The following is a 14,811-nucleotide window of genomic DNA, read 5'->3' as shown; positions in this document are numbered from 1 at the left end:
CCTGCGCTCCCCGCAGACCGTGCTCCTCACAGGCTGCTGCGCTCCTCGCCGTCCGCACTCAGCTCGCGTGGAACCGCGCGGGCGCCGAGGTCGGGTTGCCGCCCGTCGGCAGCTTCTGCCCGCCGCACCCCGAAAGCACCTTCTTCATCGCGGCCTTCTCCGCCTCCGTGACCCACAGTTCGTACTTCTTCTTCACGGCGACCTGGTTGGCGACATACGTGCAGCGGTACGCCTTGTTCGGCGGCAGCCAGGTCGCCGCGTCGCCGTCGCCCTTGCTGCGGTTGGTGCTCGCGTCGACGGCCCGCAGGTTGAGCGGGTCGTTGGCCAGAGCTATGCGCTTGCTGGGGTCCCAGTACTTGGCGCCCTTCTGCCAGGCGTCCGAGAGGGCGACGATGTGGTCGATGTCCACCTCGCTGCGCCCGCGCGTGAACTTCACGTCCTTGCCGCTGTAGGGGTCGGGCTCCAACTCCCCCGAGGCCACCTTGCAGTCGTCGCCGCTACGGAACTTCACGCCGGCGAGATCCCGTATGAGGATGTCGTCGCGGGTGTCGCACTTGTTGGAGTCGGTGTCGGCCCACGCGCTGCCGAACCGGTCCCGGGCGTAACCGGTCTTGGGCGCCCGCCCCTTGACGGTCAGCGAGTCGACGGCGGCGAGCGCCGCACCCCCGCCACCACCGTTCGCCCCGCCATTCGCCCCGCCGTTCGCACCGCTCGCGCTCTCCTCGGGCCCGGCGGACCCCAGGGTCGTACCGTCACACCCGCCCGCCCCGAACATCACCACGAGTACGACAGCGGCGGCCACGCCCCCACCCCTCACACGCACCACGATGCGCCCCTCCCCTGCTCCCCGTGTACGGAATTCCACTGTTCGACCGTTTTCCCCGTCAACAGGTCGACAGGCTAGCGGCCGGGGTTTCCGCACCACAGGGCGCCCACCGGCGCTCAAGGGGCGTATTTCGCATACCGGGCGTATCGTCGTTGCTGACTCACCTCCGGAAGGAGCTCTGGATGGGCATCTTGGACAAGATCAAGGAGCAGATGCGCGGCAAGGCGGGCCAGACCGCCTCCGACACTGCGGAGAAACAGATCAACAAGAGGACGGGCAACAAGTACGAGAGCCAGGTCGACGACGCGCAGCAGAAGATCGAGGGCGCGATCGGCATGGACCGGGATCGCGACAGGCCCCAACAGCCCTGACCCCGGAGGTCCCGAGGTCCCGAGGACCCACCCACCGACCAGAGCAGAGGCCGCCCGCGGACACCAACTGTCCACGGGCGGCCTCTACTTGACCATTCGTTGCGGCCTCTACTTGACCACTCGTTACCTCGGGTCGGTTCAGGACCCCAGGATCGAAGCCAGGAACTCCCCGGTCCACCCGAGCAACTCCCGCCCGACCAACGGCTTTCCGCCGACCCTGGCCGTCTTGGGACGCGGTACGAGGATCTGGTGGGCGGCGGGCTTGATGACCGTCCCCGGATAGAGCCGCTTCAGCCGCAGCTCCTGCGACTCCCTCAACTCCACCGGCGCGAAACGGATGTTGGTGCCCTGGAGCACGATGTCGCCGACCCCGCAGGCCCGCGCGAGCATCCGCAGCCCGGCCACGAGCAGCAGGTTCTCGACCGGCTCGGGCAACTTGCCGTAACGGTCGACGAGTTCCTCGCGTACGGCCTTGATGTCGGCCTCCGTGTTGGCGGAGGCGATGGAGCGGTAGGCGGCCAGGCGCAGGCGCTCGCCGGGGGCGTAGTCGTGCGGGACGTGGGCGTCGACGGGCAGCTCGATCTTGACTTCGAGCGGCGGCTCCTCCTCCACCCCGCCCTCAAGCGAGGCCCGGTAGTCGGCGACGGCCTCGCCGACCATCCGTACGTACAGGTCGAAGCCGACTCCCGCGATGTGCCCGGACTGTTCGCCGCCGAGGAGGTTTCCGGCGCCGCGGATCTCCAGGTCCTTCATGGCGACGTACATACCGGCGCCCATCTCGGTGTGCTGGGCGATGGTCGCGAGCCGTTCGTGCGCGGTCTCGGTGAGCGGCTTCTCCGGCGGGTAGAGGAAGTACGCGTACCCACGCTCGCGCCCACGCCCGACTCGCCCGCGCAGCTGGTGCAGTTGGGAGAGCCCGAAGTTGTCACCGCGCTCCACGATCAGCGTGTTGGCGTTGGAGATGTCGATGCCGGACTCGACGATCGTCGTCGATACGAGGACGTCGTACCGCTTCTCCCAGAAGTCGACGACGACCTGCTCAAGCGCCTGCTCGGACATCTGGCCGTGGGCGGTCGCGATCCGCGCCTCGGGGACGATCTCCCGGAGCCGTGCCGCGGCCCGGTCGATGGACTCGACCCGGTTGTGGATGTAGAACACCTGGCCCTCGCGCAGGAGTTCACGGCGGATGGCGGCGCCGATCTGCTTCTCCTCGTACGGCCCGACGAAGGTCAGCACCGGGTGGCGTTCCTCGGGCGGGGTGGTGATCGTCGACATCTCGCGGATGCCGGTTACGGCCATTTCGAGCGTACGGGGAATAGGGGTCGCGGACATGGTCAGCACGTCCACATTCGCGCGCAGCTTCTTCAACTGCTCCTTGTGCTCGACGCCGAACCGCTGCTCCTCGTCGACGATGACGAGCCCGAGGTCCTTGAACTTGGTCTCGGAGGAGAAGAGCCGATGCGTACCGATGACGACGTCGACAGACCCTTCTCGCAAGCCCTCCAAGGTGGCCTTGGCCTCGGCGTCGGTCTGGAACCGGCTCAACGCCCGCACATTGACGGGGAATTGGGAGTACCGCTCACCGAAGGTCCCAAAGTGCTGCTGCACAAGGAGAGTTGTGGGGACGAGGACAGCCACCTGCTTGCCGTCCTGAACGGCCTTGAAGGCGGCCCGGACCGCGATCTCCGTCTTGCCGTAGCCGACGTCGCCGCAGATCAGGCGGTCCATCGGGACCGTCTTCTCCATGTCGTCCTTGACCTCGGCGATGGTGGTCAACTGGTCGGGCGTCTCGGCGTACGGGAAGGCGTCCTCCAGCTCACGCTGCCAGGGCGTGTCGGGCCCGAAGGCATGCCCGGGCGCCGCCATCCGCGCGCTGTACAGCTTGATGAGGTCGGCGGCGATCTCCTTGACGGCCTTCTTGGCGCGGGCCTTGGTCTTGGTCCAGTCGGCGCCGCCGAGCCGGTGAAGCGTGGGTGCCTCGCCACCGACGTACTTGGTGATCTGTTCGAGCTGGTCGGTGGGAATGTAGAGCCGGTCGCCGGGCTGCCCCCGCTTGGCGGGCGCGTACTCGACGACCAGATACTCACGGGTCGCACCCTGCACGGTCCGCTGCACCATCTCGACGTACCGGCCCACGCCGTGCTGCTCGTGCACGATGTAGTCGCCGGTTTCGAGGGTCAGCGGGTCGATGGTCTTGCGGCGCCGGGCGGGCATACGGGCGCCGTCCTTGCCGGCGGCCTTCTGCCCGGTGAGGTCGGTCTCGGTGAGCACCGCGAGCTTCAGCTTCGTATCGACGAACCCGAAGTCGATCGAGCCGCAGGCCACCTGTACGACGGAGGGCGTCAGGGAGGCCAGGTCGGACTCCAGCCGGGCCGCGATGCCCTCGCCGCCGAGCACCTCGACCGTACGGGCGGCCGGGCCGTGCGCCTCGGTGACGTACACCGCGCGCCAGCCGTCCGCGAGCCAGCCCTTGGTATCGGCGAGGGCCTTCGCGGTGTCACCGCGGTAGGTCTCGGGCGCGTGCATGCCCAGCTTGAGCGTGTCCGCGTCGAGTTCTTCATCGGCGGCGAAGGGCGAGACGGACCACCACATCATGTCCAGCTCGCGCGCCCGGTCCCGTACATCGGCGATGGACCACAGTGAGGCCGCGCCGACGTCGATGGGCGCCTCGCCGCCGCCCGCGGTGGCCGCCCAGGACGCCTGGAGGAACTCGTGCGAGGTCGCCACCAGATCCGCGGCCCGCGTCCGCACCCGCTCCGGATCGCATACGACGGCCATGGCGCCCTTGGGCAGGACGTCGAGCAGCAGCTCCATGTCGTCGACGAGGACGGGCGCGAGGGACTCCATGCCCTCGACGGCGATCCCCTCGGCGATCTTGCCGAGCAGCTCGCCCAGCTCGGGATGGGCCTCGGCAAGGGCGGCGGCCCGCTCCCGCACCTGGTCGGTGAGGAGCAGCTCACGACAGGGCGGCGCCCAGAGCCCGTGCTCGGCGACTTCGAGGGACCGCTGGTCGGCGACCTTGAAGTACCGGATCTCCTCGATGTCGTCGCCCCAGAACTCCACCCGGAGGGGGTGCTCCTCGGTGGGCGGGAAGACATCGAGAATGCCACCGCGTACGGCGAACTCACCCCGTTTCTCGACCAGCTCGACGCGCGAGTACGCGGCGGCGGCGAGCGCCTCGACGACGGTGCCGAGGTCGGCCGTACGCCCGGTCCGCAACGCCACCGGCTCCAGCTCGCCGAGCCCCTTGACCTGCGGCTGGAGCACGGAACGCACAGGCGCGACGACGACCGAGACCGGGCCGGTCTCCGGGTCGTCGGTGCTGGGGTGGGTCAGCCGGCGCAGTACGGCGAGGCGGCGGCCGACGGTGTCGCTGCGGGGGGAGAGCCGCTCGTGCGGGAGGGTCTCCCAGGCCGGGTACTCGGCGACGGTGTCCGACGGCAGCAGCGACCGGAGAGCGGCGGCGAGATCCTCCGCCTCCCGCCCGGTCGCGGTCACGGCCAGCACGGGCCGCCCGGCCTCCCTGGCGAGCGCGGCCACGGCAAAGGGCCGAGCGGCGGGCGGCCCGACCAGGTCGACGTGCATACGGTTGCCGTCACCGGCGGCCTTGACCGCTTCCGCGAGGGCGGCGTCCTTGACGACGACGTCGAGCAGACCGTGCAGGCTCATGAGGGGGGCTTTCGTGTGTGGTCCGTCTGGGGTCCGAGCAGGATGGGCAACGCGAACCGCCCGACACGTGTGACGGGCCGGGGGGTGTCCAGGGTACGTCGCCGCAGGGATGGACGCGGCGCCTGTGGATAACGTGCGCGGCACTGGTCCCCTGGAACAGCCCGGTCCTCGCGACGGTGTTTCCCACTCACCTACCCCGGGCGCTTCTCCAGCCCAGATCCCGGGCACGCCCGTCTCACCTTCGCTTGAGCCCCTTGGCCGACCGAAGCCGACACCGAGCCCACGCGAGCCGCTCTCTCCAGCGGACCCGGGGTTTACTCAGCCCGGGTCACGTCGGCCGGCAGCTCGCTACTTCGGCCGGCCATCACAGCAATGTTAACCCTTGCATTAACATGAGGGTCGTGGCTCAATGGGAAGTAGTCCTTGTCAAGGAGGTCGCAGCATGGTTCGAGGCCCTGGCTGAAGACGACTGGGACAGCGCCGAACAGGTAGAAGACGCCATCGACATGCTGGCGGCCACAGGGCCGACACTCGGCCGTCCGCTGGTCGATCGGATCAAGGGTGCCGAGAACCATCACCTGAAGGAGCTGAGGCCGGGCTCATCCGGGAGCAGCGAGATCCGCATCCTCTTCGCCTTCGATCCAGTGCGCCGAGCAGTGTTGCTGGTGGCCGGCGACAAGGCCGGTAACTGGCAACGCTGGTACGACAGCAACATCCCGCTTGCTGAGGAGCGGTACCGGGAACATCTGGGCGACCTTGAAGCCAGGGAGTACGAATGAGCACCGTGAGCTGGGAGGAGACCAAGCGCCAGGCGCGCGAGCGGCGTGCGGCGGCGGGGCTACCTGTGCGGTCACCTCAGGAGAAGCAGGCAGCCATGGACCGGCTGACCGCCGAAGTACGCGCTCACAAGCTTGCGGAGGTCAGGCGGGAACAGGCGTTGACTCAACGTCAAGTGGCCGACTCGATGGGGGTCTCAGCACCTCGGGTCTCCGCGATCGAGCACGGCGAACTGGATCGCACGGAGGTTGCGACCCTCAGGGCGTACGTCGAAGCGCTCGGCGGTCGATTGCGCGTGGTCGCGGACTTCGGGGACTCGGAGTACACCGTCGCCTGAGGCGCGGGCAACGCCCTTGTCTATCAACAGGGCCCGGGTCTCGGACCTGGGCCTTTCACCGTGATTCCCCGCTGCTCCCCGCCCGATCTGGTGCGCTTGTGGTGCGAGCCGCACAGTGTCAGAGGACGTGCCCTTGGGGCGCATTGTCAGTGCTCATGGCTAGGGTCTCTGACGCGCGGCCGGCTTCCGAGGTGTCCAACTCTGTAGAGCAGCTTCATCCCCTGTTCTGTTGGGGGTGGCCCGGGTACAACCTAGGACCTAACCAACGGCTGGGCTTCGTCGATGGCCAAGGAGAGACCTGCCAGCGCCGGCCGCGCACACCGTGGTTCCCCGTCAGTTCCCGGGTGATCGGGCACGAAAGGGGCACGGCGTCACTCGTAGAACCGTGCTGCGCCGAGGGCCCGTGCCATGAACGCCCAGTCGCCCTCAGGCGGGAACTCCTGGGCGCTCGTTGGGCTCCAGGGGGAGGGGCTCGCGTTCGTCTCCCCAGTCATCGAGTCTGAGCCTGACTTGGAAGTTGCGCTCCGCGTGATCGACCACGCTCCCACTGATAGCGAACCCCAGTGGGGGAGGGACGGTTCCGGGCGGTGAACCGAAGATCTCCGCCAGACCCACCGCGTCTGGCACCCCGTCGATCTCTACGAACACGCCGAATCGCTGTCGGCCGATGACCTTGCCAGTCACGGCGGCACCCACTGGCAGCGCGGTCACGGTTGCCGGCCAGGCCCGTCGTATGTCCTCGGGCGTCGGATCCCCCGCACCGTTCGGCCACGTGTACTCCGTCATGCGCCGCATCCCTCCCGGTGAGCGTGTACTTGAACCTCTGACCCCATCCTTATCAGGTCGATCGAGGGGCCCCGGCGACATGGGTCAACCGACCGTAGGCCTCGTCTGATCGTCCGTAGTGGTCCGCCGCTGACCGGCGCAGTACGGGTTGGGCCAGGACCGTGTCGGGGGCGAGTTGGGCCGGCGGCTGCTTCTTGAGCCGTAGAGCCTTGCTGCGCTCGTAGTCGATTTCCGAGTGGCCGCAGATTTTGCGGCTGTGTGCCTACGGACAGGCCGATGACCCCTGGGTCGTACAGGTGGAGTGGTTCCGGGAGGAGAACTCGCTGCGCGTCGAGGTGCACAACCCGGGCTTCCCCGCGAACGTACGACTGCGGCGCCCCGACGCCAACGACGCACACGGGCGTGGACTGCTCCTCGTCGACGCGATCGCGGAGTCGTGGCACTCCGGACCCAGTCGCTTCGGCGGAACGGTGGTCTCCTTTGTAGTCGCCGACGCCTGGCCGTCCTGACCAGGGGAAAGTCTGATTGACCAGGCGACTTGGGAATGGACGGACCACCGCCCCCCCACCCCAGCACAAAGCCCGGCGCCAGGAAGTCCGCAGACTCCCCGGCACCGGGCTCCCCCATACCCCCGTTCCCCGTTCCCTCTGGCCGCTCAGTCCGTAGCGATCGCGTTCAGCACATTCATCCGCCCCGCCCTGAACGCCGGCACCAGCGCCGCGAACAACCCCACGAACGCCGACCCGGCGAACACCCCGCCGATCGTCATCCACGGAATCTCCAGCACCTTCAGGCCCTCAAGGGCGAGGAGTTGCTGAGCCGTCGCCCCCCAGCCCATCCCCAGGCCGAGGCCGAGCAGCGCGCCGAACAACGCGATCACCACCGACTCCAGGCGGATCATCCGGCGCAGTTGACGTCGCGACAGGCCGATCGCTCGCATCAGGCCGATCTCTCGCGTCCGTTCCACCACCGACAGCGCCAGGGTGTTGACGACCCCCAGTACCGCCACCACGATCGCCAGGGCCAGCAAGCCGTAGACCATGTTCAGGAGTTGGCCGATCTGGTCCTTCAACTCCTGCTTGTAGTCGGTCTGGTCGCGGACCTGGTACTGCGGGTAGGGGTCGAGGGCCTTCTTCAGGGCCGCGTAGGCCTCCGCCTCCTTGCCCTTCTCCGCCTTGCCGAACAGCAGGTCGCTCGGCGGGATCCTGTCGGCCGGGAGGTACCTCTCCATCGTCGCGATCGACAGGTACTGCGAGCCCTTGTCGATGGCCACGTCGTCGTCCGTGATCGCGGCGACCTTGAGCTTGGCCGTCGAGCCGCCCTTGAAGGCGACCGTCATCGTGTCGCCGACCTTCACGCCGTGCTCCTTGGCGTAGCCGGAGCCCACCGACATCGCGTCCTTGCCGTAGGCCGCGGTCAGGGTGCCCGACGTGGTGACGCGGCGCAGGTCGGAGGCGTACGTCGGGTCTGCGGCCGTCAGTTCGGTCTTCTCGGCCTTGCCTCCGGGCGGCGTCAGCGTGACCTCGACCTCCTTGTAGCGGGTGACGTGGGCCAGGTCCGGCGAGTTGCGCATCGCCTGCTCCGCCTGCGGCACGAACCGCTGGTTGCCCTGGACGATGAAGTCCGCGCCGACCGACGCGTCCAGCTCACTCGTCGCCGAGGCCACCATCGACGAGCCGACCACCGACAGGCACGCGACCAGGGCCAGGCCGATCATCAGGGCCGCCCCCGTTGCGCCCGTACGGCGCGGGTTGCGCAGCGCGTTGCGTTCGGCGAGGCGGCCGACCGGGCCGAAGCCCCGCAGGAGTACGGCGCTGAGGACCCGTACCACGCCTCCCGCCAGCAGCGGGCCGATGATCACGAAGCCGATGAGGGAGAGGACTATGCCCGCGGCCAGGACCAGTGAGCCGTCCTTCGCCTTGTCCGCCGTGGCCGCCAGGAACAACGCATAGCCACCGGCACCCGTCAGCGCCAGGCCTATCAAGCCCCTCACCACTCCCGCCTTGCCGTCCGCCGGCGTGCCCGCGTCGCGGAGTGCGGCCATCGGGGAGACCTTGCCCGCCCTGCGGGCCGGGAGGTAGGCGGCCAGGACCGTCACCACGATGCCGAGGATCAGGCCGATCACCGGGGTGGCCGTCTTGATCGTGAGGTCGTCGGTGGAGAGGTTCATGCCGGCCATCGACATCAGCTTCATCAGGCCGACCGCGATGCCGACCCCCGCGCCGACACCGAGGACCGAACCGACGAAGCCGAGCAGCAACGCCTCCAGCAGTACGGACCTGTTGACCTGCTTGCGGGAGGAACCGATCGCCCGCATCAGGCCGATCTCGCGGGTGCGCTGGGCGACCAGCATCGAGAAGGTGTTGATGATCAGGAAGATGCCGACCAGGAACGCGATCCCGGCGAAGCCGAGCATGGCGTACTTGATGACGTTCATGAACTCGCCGATGCCCTCACGACTCTCGTCGGAGAACTCCTTCTGCGTCTGCACCTTGAACACACCGGTCGCGGTAAGGGTGTTGCTGACGTTCTGCTTCAGCTGCGCATCACTCACCCCGCCCTCCGCCGTGACGTTCAGCTGGGTGAACCGGCCCGTGGCGCCCAGGAGTTCGCGCTGTGCGGTGGCCGTGTCGAAGTACACGACCGCGGCGCCCGGGTTGGTCACCTTGAAGGTGGCGATGCCGACGATCCGCGCCTTGATGTCACCGGTCTGCGCGATCGTGCGCAGCTCGTCGCCCAGCTTCAGGTCGTGCTTGTCGGCGGTGTCCGCGTCGACCATCACCTCGGTGGGCCCGCGCGGTGCGTGTCCGCTGGTGATCTCCATCGAACGCAGGTCGTTGCGCGTCCAGTTGCCCGCGATGGTCGGGGCCCCGGTGCTGGAGCCCATGTTGTCGTTGTCGCTGTCGACGACGGTCACGTTCATCGAACTGACCGCGCCCTCCGCCGACTTGACGCCCTGCGCCTGCTGCGCCTGCGCCAGCACGGAGGCCGGCATCGACTCCGGAACCCCGTTCTGCGGGGTGCTGCCGTCGCTCTTGGCGCCCTTCGGGGAGACCGTGACGTCGGGTGCCGTGGTCGAGAAGAGTTTGTCGAACGTCGTGTTCATGGTGTCCGTGAAGACGAGCGTCCCGCACACGAACGCCACCGACAGCATCACGGCCACCGCCGAGAGGGCCATCCGGCCCTTGTGCGCGAAGAAGTTGCGCATCGAGGTCTTCAGCACAGTCATGACGTACGCCCCCGGGCGTCGAAGTCCTTCATCCGGTCGAGGACACTGTCGGCGGTCGGCCGGAACATCTCGTCGACGATCCGGCCGTCGGCCAGGTACAGGACACGGTCCGCGTACGAGGCGGCCACCGGGTCGTGCGTGACCATGACGATGGTCTGGCCCAGCTCGTCCACCGAGCGGCGCAGGAAGCCCAACACCTCAGCGCCCGCACGGGAGTCGAGGTTGCCGGTCGGCTCGTCGCCGAAGATGATCTCGGGCCGGGCGGCCAACGCCCTTGCCACGGCGACGCGTTGCTGCTGGCCGCCGGAGAGCTGGTTGGGCCGGTGCTTGAGCCGGTCCTTCAACCCGACCGTCTCCACGACCTGCGCCAGCCAGCCCTTGTCGGGCTTGCGGCCCGCTATGTCCATGGGCAGCGTGATGTTCTCCAACGCGCTGAGCGTCGGCAGCAGGTTGAACGCCTGGAAGATGAACCCCACCCGGTCCCGGCGCAGTTGGGTCAGCTTCTTGTCCTTGAGCCCGGTGATCTCGGTGTCGTCGAGATGGATCTGGCCGCTGGTGACGGTGTCGAGTCCGGCGAGGCAGTGCATGAGGGTGGACTTGCCGGACCCCGAGGGGCCCATGATCGCGGTGAACTGTCCCCGCGCGATGTCCACGTCCACATGGTCCAGGGCGACGACGCGGGTCTCACCGGACCCGTACGCCTTGACGACCTGCCGCGCCCGGGCGGCAACGGCCGTACGTCCTCCAGTGCCCCCGTGCCTGGTGATGGTCACAGCCGATGTCACGGTATGTCTCCTAAGTCGGTCAGTGCGAAGCCGCACTGATAGCCGGTGGTGGCAGGTGGTCCGCCGGCGGCCGGTAGTGCGTCGCCGCTCTTCGGTACGTGTATGAGTCTGCTGTCGGGAGGGGGTCCGGGTCTCTGACGCCCAGCGCAGTCTTGTGCGGGGGAAAACCCCACCCCCGGTGGTCAGGTACGCCGCCCCCGAGCGGCATAAGACCAGGTTAAGGACGGTGGGCGCCCCATCTCGTCCTCCGTCGGTACGAACCCTCCCCGAGCCGAAGTACGGAGGTCCCCCTAGGGGCTGTCCACCCTCCGGAGGACCACGTCTCGGGGTTGCCGACTCAGGTTTGCCGTGTGCGGGTCAAGTGGCAGAGTGGTCGGCGGCAGATAGATGCAGGGGGAAAGGAACCCGGTGGGCAGCAGTCGCCGTACGAGACCCACGACACCCGGCACCCCGCAGCGCACCGGCGCCGGTGCCGAACCCGGCAAGCGGCGGGGTGCGGTCGTCGCCGCGCTGATGCTCTCGATGGCGCTGGCCGCGCTCGACTCCACCATCGTGTCGACGGCCGTACCGCAGATCGTCGGCGACCTCGGCGGCTTCTCCGTGTTCTCCTGGCTGTTCTCGGGCTATCTGCTCGCCGTCACGGTCACCCTCCCCGTGTACGGCAAGCTCTCCGACACCTTCGGCCGCAAACCGGTCCTGGTCGTCGGCAGCGCCCTGTTCCTCCTCGGCTCCCTGCTCTGCGCACTGGCCTGGAACATGGGCGCGCTGATCGCCTTCCGGATCGTCCAGGGCCTGGGCGGCGGCGCCCTCCAGGGCACGGTCCAGACGCTCGCCGCCGACCTGTACCCGCTCGAACAACGCCCGCGGATCCAGGCGAAGTTGTCGACCGTATGGGCGGTCTCAGCGGTGGCGGGCCCTGCCGTGGGAGGGGTGTTGGCGGCCTACGCCGACTGGCGCTGGATCTTCCTCGTCAACCTCCCTGTCGGAGCGGTGGCGTTGTGGCTCCTCGTCCGCCACCTCCACGAACCGCAGCGCGACACCTCCGGCCCCCGCCCGCGCATCGACTGGGCCGGCGCGCTCGCGGTATTCGCGTGCGGCGGCGTACTGCTGACGGCCCTCGTCCAGGGCGGAGTCGCCTGGCGGTGGCTGTCCTGGCAGTCGACCACCCTGCTCTGTACGGGACTTGCGCTGGTGTTCCTCGTGGTCGTGATCGAACGCCGGGCGGCGGAGCCGATCATCCCCGGGTGGGTGTGGAAGCGCCCGACGATCGCGGCGGTCAACGTGGCCCTCGGCGCGCTGGGCCTGCTGATGGTGGCGCCGACGGTGTTCCTGCCGACGTACGCCCAGTCGGTACTCGGGCTGGCCCCGATAGCGGCCGGATTCGTGCTGTCCGTATGGACGTTGAGCTGGCCGGTGTCGGCGGCGCTGAGCCAGCACGTGTACCGCAGGATCGGCTTCCGCGACACGGCGCTGCTCGGCATCGGCACGGCCACCCTGGTCCTGCTGGCGTTCCCCTTCCTCCCCTACCCCGGCTCCGCCTGGCAGCCCACGCTCCTGATGCTGCTGCTCGGCGGCGCGCTCGGGCTCTTCCAACTCCCCCTGATAGTCGGGGTGCAGTCGACGGTCGGCTGGTCGGAGCGGGGTACGGCGACGGCGTCGGTCCTCTTCTGCCGGCAGACCGGGCAGACGATCGGCGCGGCCCTGTTCGGCGCGGTCGCCAACGGCGTACTCGCGTCCCGGCTCGGCGACGCGGGCGATCTGGACACGGTGGCAAGGGAGTTGGGCACGAGCGCCGCGCCGGAGGCGACCCGGCGGGCCGTCGCGGACGCGGTGCACGCGGTGTACTTCGGCGCGGCGGGAGCGGCGGCACTGGCGTTCGTGGCGCTGCTGGTACTGGCGCCGCGCCGCTTCCCGGTCCTCAAGGAGAGCCCCTAGCCCACGACTTGGGGCCCAGCGACGGAAGCCGTACGGAAGCCGTACGGGAGCCATACGGAAGCTATTCGGCCGCCGCGGCCCGTCCCGTGAGCGCGGTGAGGCTGCTGCGTACGTGGTCCATGTGGGCCTGTACGTCGTCCCACTCCTCCCCGTGCTCGCGCAGCACACGCTCCGTCTCGCGGGCGATGCGGTCCTCCTGGACGCGGGCCTCGCCGAGGATCTCGGCGGCGCGGGCGCGGGCCTCGTCGTCGCTGCGGCCGACCGACTCCTCGGCCTCGGCGAAGGCGAGCCTGGCCTCGGACAGCGCGGCCTCGGCGGCCGTCACCCGCTCCATGTGCCGTGCGTCCAGGGCGACTTCGCGCTCGGCGGCGAGCCGTTCCAGCTCGGCCCACCGGTCGGCGTACTCCTTCTCCTGCTCGGCGAGCAGCCCCGAGGTCCGCGACCGCATCTCCCGCAGCGCGGCCAGCGCCTCCCCGCGCCCCTCCTTGACGACCCGCCGGGCGCCGATCCGGATCTCGTCGGCCTCGGCGCGGGCGGCGAGCAGCCGGTGCCTGGCACGTTCGTCGGCCTCGGCACGTACGGCTTCGGCGGCGTCCTCCGCGCTCGCGCGCAGGGCGTCGGCGCGGGCCTCGGCCACCGCGACCAGCTGCCGCGCCTCGCTCCGGCCCCGCTCCCGTACGGCGTCGGCCTCCTCGGCGCCCAACTCCCAGAGCCGGTGGGCGCGTTCACCCAGGCTGTCGTACGTCTGCGGGGCGAGCCGGGCGACGACGTCCCGCAGGCGGGCCGACTCCGCGTCCATGTCCCTGGCCAGCACGGTCAGCCGGGCGGCCCGTTCCCAGGCGGCGTCCCGCTCCGCGGAGAGGGCGGCGGCGTACGCGTCGACCTGGTCGGGCCGGTAACCGCGCCCTCGTCCGGCTCCGAGAATCGCTGCGTTGCTCATCCTGCAACCCCTCTCCACGTACGAAGTAATGATTTCGCGCACATCTTGATGGATAGGGATGAAATGTGCCTAACGCGACACTCCGGGCAAGGTCACGCCAGACATGCGAGAGGGGGGTGGGTCGCCGTGCGGCAGCCCACCCCCCTCTCGCTTCTCGAACGGCTACAGCAACCCGTCCCACATCTGCTCAAGCAGCACCGACCACCAGCTCTCCGGCGAGCCGAGCGCCGCCGGGTCGAGGGAGGCGAGCTGGGCCTGGAAGTCGACGGTCCAGCGGCCCGCCTGCTCCTGGTTCAGGCCGTAGCGCAGCCGCCACATCCGGCCGAGCAGGGCGAGGCAGCGCGCGAACTCGGGCAGCCCCGTGTTCACGAACTGGGGCGGTACGGGTGCTCCGCCCGGGCCCGCCTCCACGGGTACGGCGACGATGTTGGCGGTCCCGTACTGGACGCAGATCGCCTTGCCGAAGTCGCTGCCCATGACGAGGTAGGAGCCCGCGTCGGCCGCCGGCCGCACCCCGCGCTCCTGCGCGAGTTCGGCGAGCGTCGGCACGGGTCGGCCCGGCTGGGCCTGCGCCCAGAAGAACGGCCCCATGTCGGCGGGCAGTCCGGCGACGACCAGGGTGTGCGCCACGATCGGCGGCACCCCCTGCCGGGACACCGCGGCCTGGTCGAACCGGAACACCCCCGGCCCGAACGCCCCCGCCAGCTCCTGCGCGACCGACTCCGGCGGGATCGGCGGCGCGGGCTGCACGGGCGGCAGCGGCGCGCGTACCGGCCCCGGGCGGGCGGGTCCGTCGGCGACCTGGTGCAACTCGCCCTGGTGCGCGAGGAGTTGGGCCATGCCCTGCTGACGGCTCGCGTGGTCGGTGCCGTAGGGGGCGATGCTGGTGATCCGGGCGTTCGGCCACTGCTCGCGGATCATGCGCGCGCAGTAGGCACCCGGCAGCTCGCAGCTCTCCAACTCCGTGTGGAGCTCGAGGACTTGGTCCGGCGGGATGTTCATCCCGCGCAGCTCGTGAAAGATCTGCCACTCCGGATGCGGCGTCCCCGGCGCGGACCGCCGGATGACCTGCTGCTCCGACCCGTCGGGCGCGCGGTACCGGAGGACGGCCTGATAGCCGGGCCCGACCGTGGGCTGGCCCGGCGGGGGGGAGCCG

11 protein-coding genes and 1 pseudogene are annotated in these 14,811 nt (G+C 69.5%); 5 read left to right on the top strand and 7 right to left on the bottom strand.

Annotation, left to right across the window (positions count from 1 at the left end; all coding sequences use genetic code 11):
* Positions 1-58 precede the first annotated feature (58 nt).
* Entirely contained in the window at positions 59-823 is a 765-nt protein-coding gene (locus tag CW359_RS30170; RefSeq protein ID WP_198655446.1) for an HNH endonuclease family protein, read from the bottom strand.
* Positions 824-1,008: 185 nt separating this feature from the next.
* Here CW359_RS30170 and CW359_RS30165 point away from each other — a divergent pair, with 185 nt between their 5' ends.
* The gene (locus tag CW359_RS30165; protein WP_105973352.1) at positions 1,009-1,197 is read left to right on the top strand and encodes an Rv0909 family putative TA system antitoxin; all 189 of its coding nucleotides are present in this window, start codon (positions 1,009-1,011) and stop codon (positions 1,195-1,197) included.
* A 138-nt stretch (positions 1,198-1,335) separates the two neighbouring features.
* Here the strand turns inward: CW359_RS30165 and mfd are convergent, their stop codons facing one another.
* Positions 1,336-4,866 (bottom strand): transcription-repair coupling factor, encoded by a 3,531-nt coding sequence (mfd, locus tag CW359_RS30160; protein ID WP_105973351.1) that lies wholly within the window; start codon positions 4,864-4,866, stop codon positions 1,336-1,338.
* Positions 4,867-5,258: 392 nt separating this feature from the next.
* Between mfd and CW359_RS30155 the strand changes: the two genes are divergently transcribed.
* Both CW359_RS30155 and CW359_RS30150 read left to right on the top strand, forming a co-directional pair.
* A complete protein-coding gene (locus CW359_RS30155) occupies positions 5,259-5,645 on the top strand; it encodes a type II toxin-antitoxin system RelE/ParE family toxin (protein ID WP_105973350.1) in 387 nt (128 codons plus the stop codon).
* Positions 5,642-5,980, top strand: a complete 339-nt coding sequence (locus CW359_RS30150; protein WP_105973349.1) for an XRE family transcriptional regulator — start codon at positions 5,642-5,644, stop codon at positions 5,978-5,980. The genes CW359_RS30155 and CW359_RS30150 overlap by 4 nt, the downstream gene beginning before the upstream one ends.
* A gap of 426 nt (positions 5,981-6,406) precedes the next feature.
* On the opposite strand, the gene CW359_RS45995 is transcribed toward CW359_RS30150, so the two are convergent.
* Entirely contained in the window at positions 6,407-6,766 is a 360-nt protein-coding gene (locus CW359_RS45995) for a hypothetical protein (protein WP_198655441.1), read from the bottom strand.
* 263 nt (positions 6,767-7,029) lie between these two features.
* On the opposite strand from CW359_RS45995, the pseudogene CW359_RS30140 reads away from it, so the two are divergent.
* Positions 7,030-7,275 (top strand): annotated as a pseudogene (locus CW359_RS30140) (ATP-binding protein); the annotation flags it as partial.
* A gap of 146 nt (positions 7,276-7,421) precedes the next feature.
* Here CW359_RS30140 and CW359_RS30135 read toward each other — a convergent pair.
* Together CW359_RS30135 and CW359_RS30130 are read right to left on the bottom strand one after the other, a co-directional pair.
* On the bottom strand, positions 7,422-9,995 hold the full coding sequence (locus CW359_RS30135; RefSeq protein ID WP_105973348.1) for an ABC transporter permease: 2,574 nt from the start codon (positions 9,993-9,995) through the stop codon (positions 7,422-7,424).
* Positions 9,992-10,780 carry an ABC transporter ATP-binding protein gene (locus CW359_RS30130; protein ID WP_105973347.1) on the bottom strand — a complete coding sequence of 263 codons (789 nt, stop codon included), beginning with the start codon at positions 10,778-10,780 and terminating at the stop codon, positions 9,992-9,994. Before CW359_RS30130 ends, CW359_RS30135 begins: the two co-directional genes overlap by 4 nt.
* 387 nt (positions 10,781-11,167) lie before the next feature.
* Between CW359_RS30130 and CW359_RS30125 the strand changes: the two genes are divergently transcribed.
* Positions 11,168-12,715, top strand: a complete 1,548-nt coding sequence (locus tag CW359_RS30125; protein ID WP_105973346.1) for an MFS transporter — start codon at positions 11,168-11,170, stop codon at positions 12,713-12,715.
* Positions 12,716-12,776: 61 nt separating this feature from the next.
* Here CW359_RS30125 and CW359_RS30120 read toward each other — a convergent pair whose 3' ends face one another.
* Both CW359_RS30120 and CW359_RS30115 read right to left on the bottom strand, forming a co-directional pair.
* Positions 12,777-13,655, bottom strand: a complete 879-nt coding sequence (locus CW359_RS30120) for a cellulose-binding protein (protein ID WP_105973345.1) — start codon at positions 13,653-13,655, stop codon at positions 12,777-12,779.
* A 162-nt stretch (positions 13,656-13,817) separates the two neighbouring features.
* On the bottom strand, positions 13,818-14,811 hold a 994-nt coding region (locus CW359_RS30115), incomplete at its 5' end, for an SUKH-4 family immunity protein (RefSeq protein ID WP_198655440.1).

Origin of the sequence: Streptomyces geranii, assembly GCF_002954775.1 — a bacterium.
Classification (GTDB): Bacteria; Actinomycetota; Actinomycetes; order Streptomycetales; family Streptomycetaceae; genus Streptomyces; species Streptomyces geranii.
The sequence above is the reverse complement of the archived record's forward strand: the minus strand, read 5'-3'. Positions and strand labels throughout refer to the sequence as shown.

Excerpts from the sequence above, each read along its gene's own strand:
- CW359_RS45995 (WP_198655441.1), bottom strand. The coding sequence starts at position 6,766 with ATGACGGAGTACACGTGGCCGAACGGTGCGGGGGATCCGACGCCCGAG.
- CW359_RS30150 (WP_105973349.1), top strand. The coding sequence starts at position 5,642 with ATGAGCACCGTGAGCTGGGAGGAGACCAAGCGCCAGGCGCGCGAGCGG.
- CW359_RS30155 (WP_105973350.1), top strand. The coding sequence starts at position 5,259 with ATGAGGGTCGTGGCTCAATGGGAAGTAGTCCTTGTCAAGGAGGTCGCA.
- CW359_RS30120 (WP_105973345.1), bottom strand. The coding sequence starts at position 13,655 with ATGAGCAACGCAGCGATTCTCGGAGCCGGACGAGGGCGCGGTTACCGG.
- CW359_RS30135 (WP_105973348.1), bottom strand. The coding sequence starts at position 9,995 with ATGACTGTGCTGAAGACCTCGATGCGCAACTTCTTCGCGCACAAGGGC.
- CW359_RS30165 (WP_105973352.1), top strand. The coding sequence starts at position 1,009 with ATGGGCATCTTGGACAAGATCAAGGAGCAGATGCGCGGCAAGGCGGGC.
- CW359_RS30125 (WP_105973346.1), top strand. The coding sequence starts at position 11,168 with ATGCAGGGGGAAAGGAACCCGGTGGGCAGCAGTCGCCGTACGAGACCC.
- mfd (WP_105973351.1), bottom strand. The coding sequence starts at position 4,866 with ATGAGCCTGCACGGTCTGCTCGACGTCGTCGTCAAGGACGCCGCCCTC.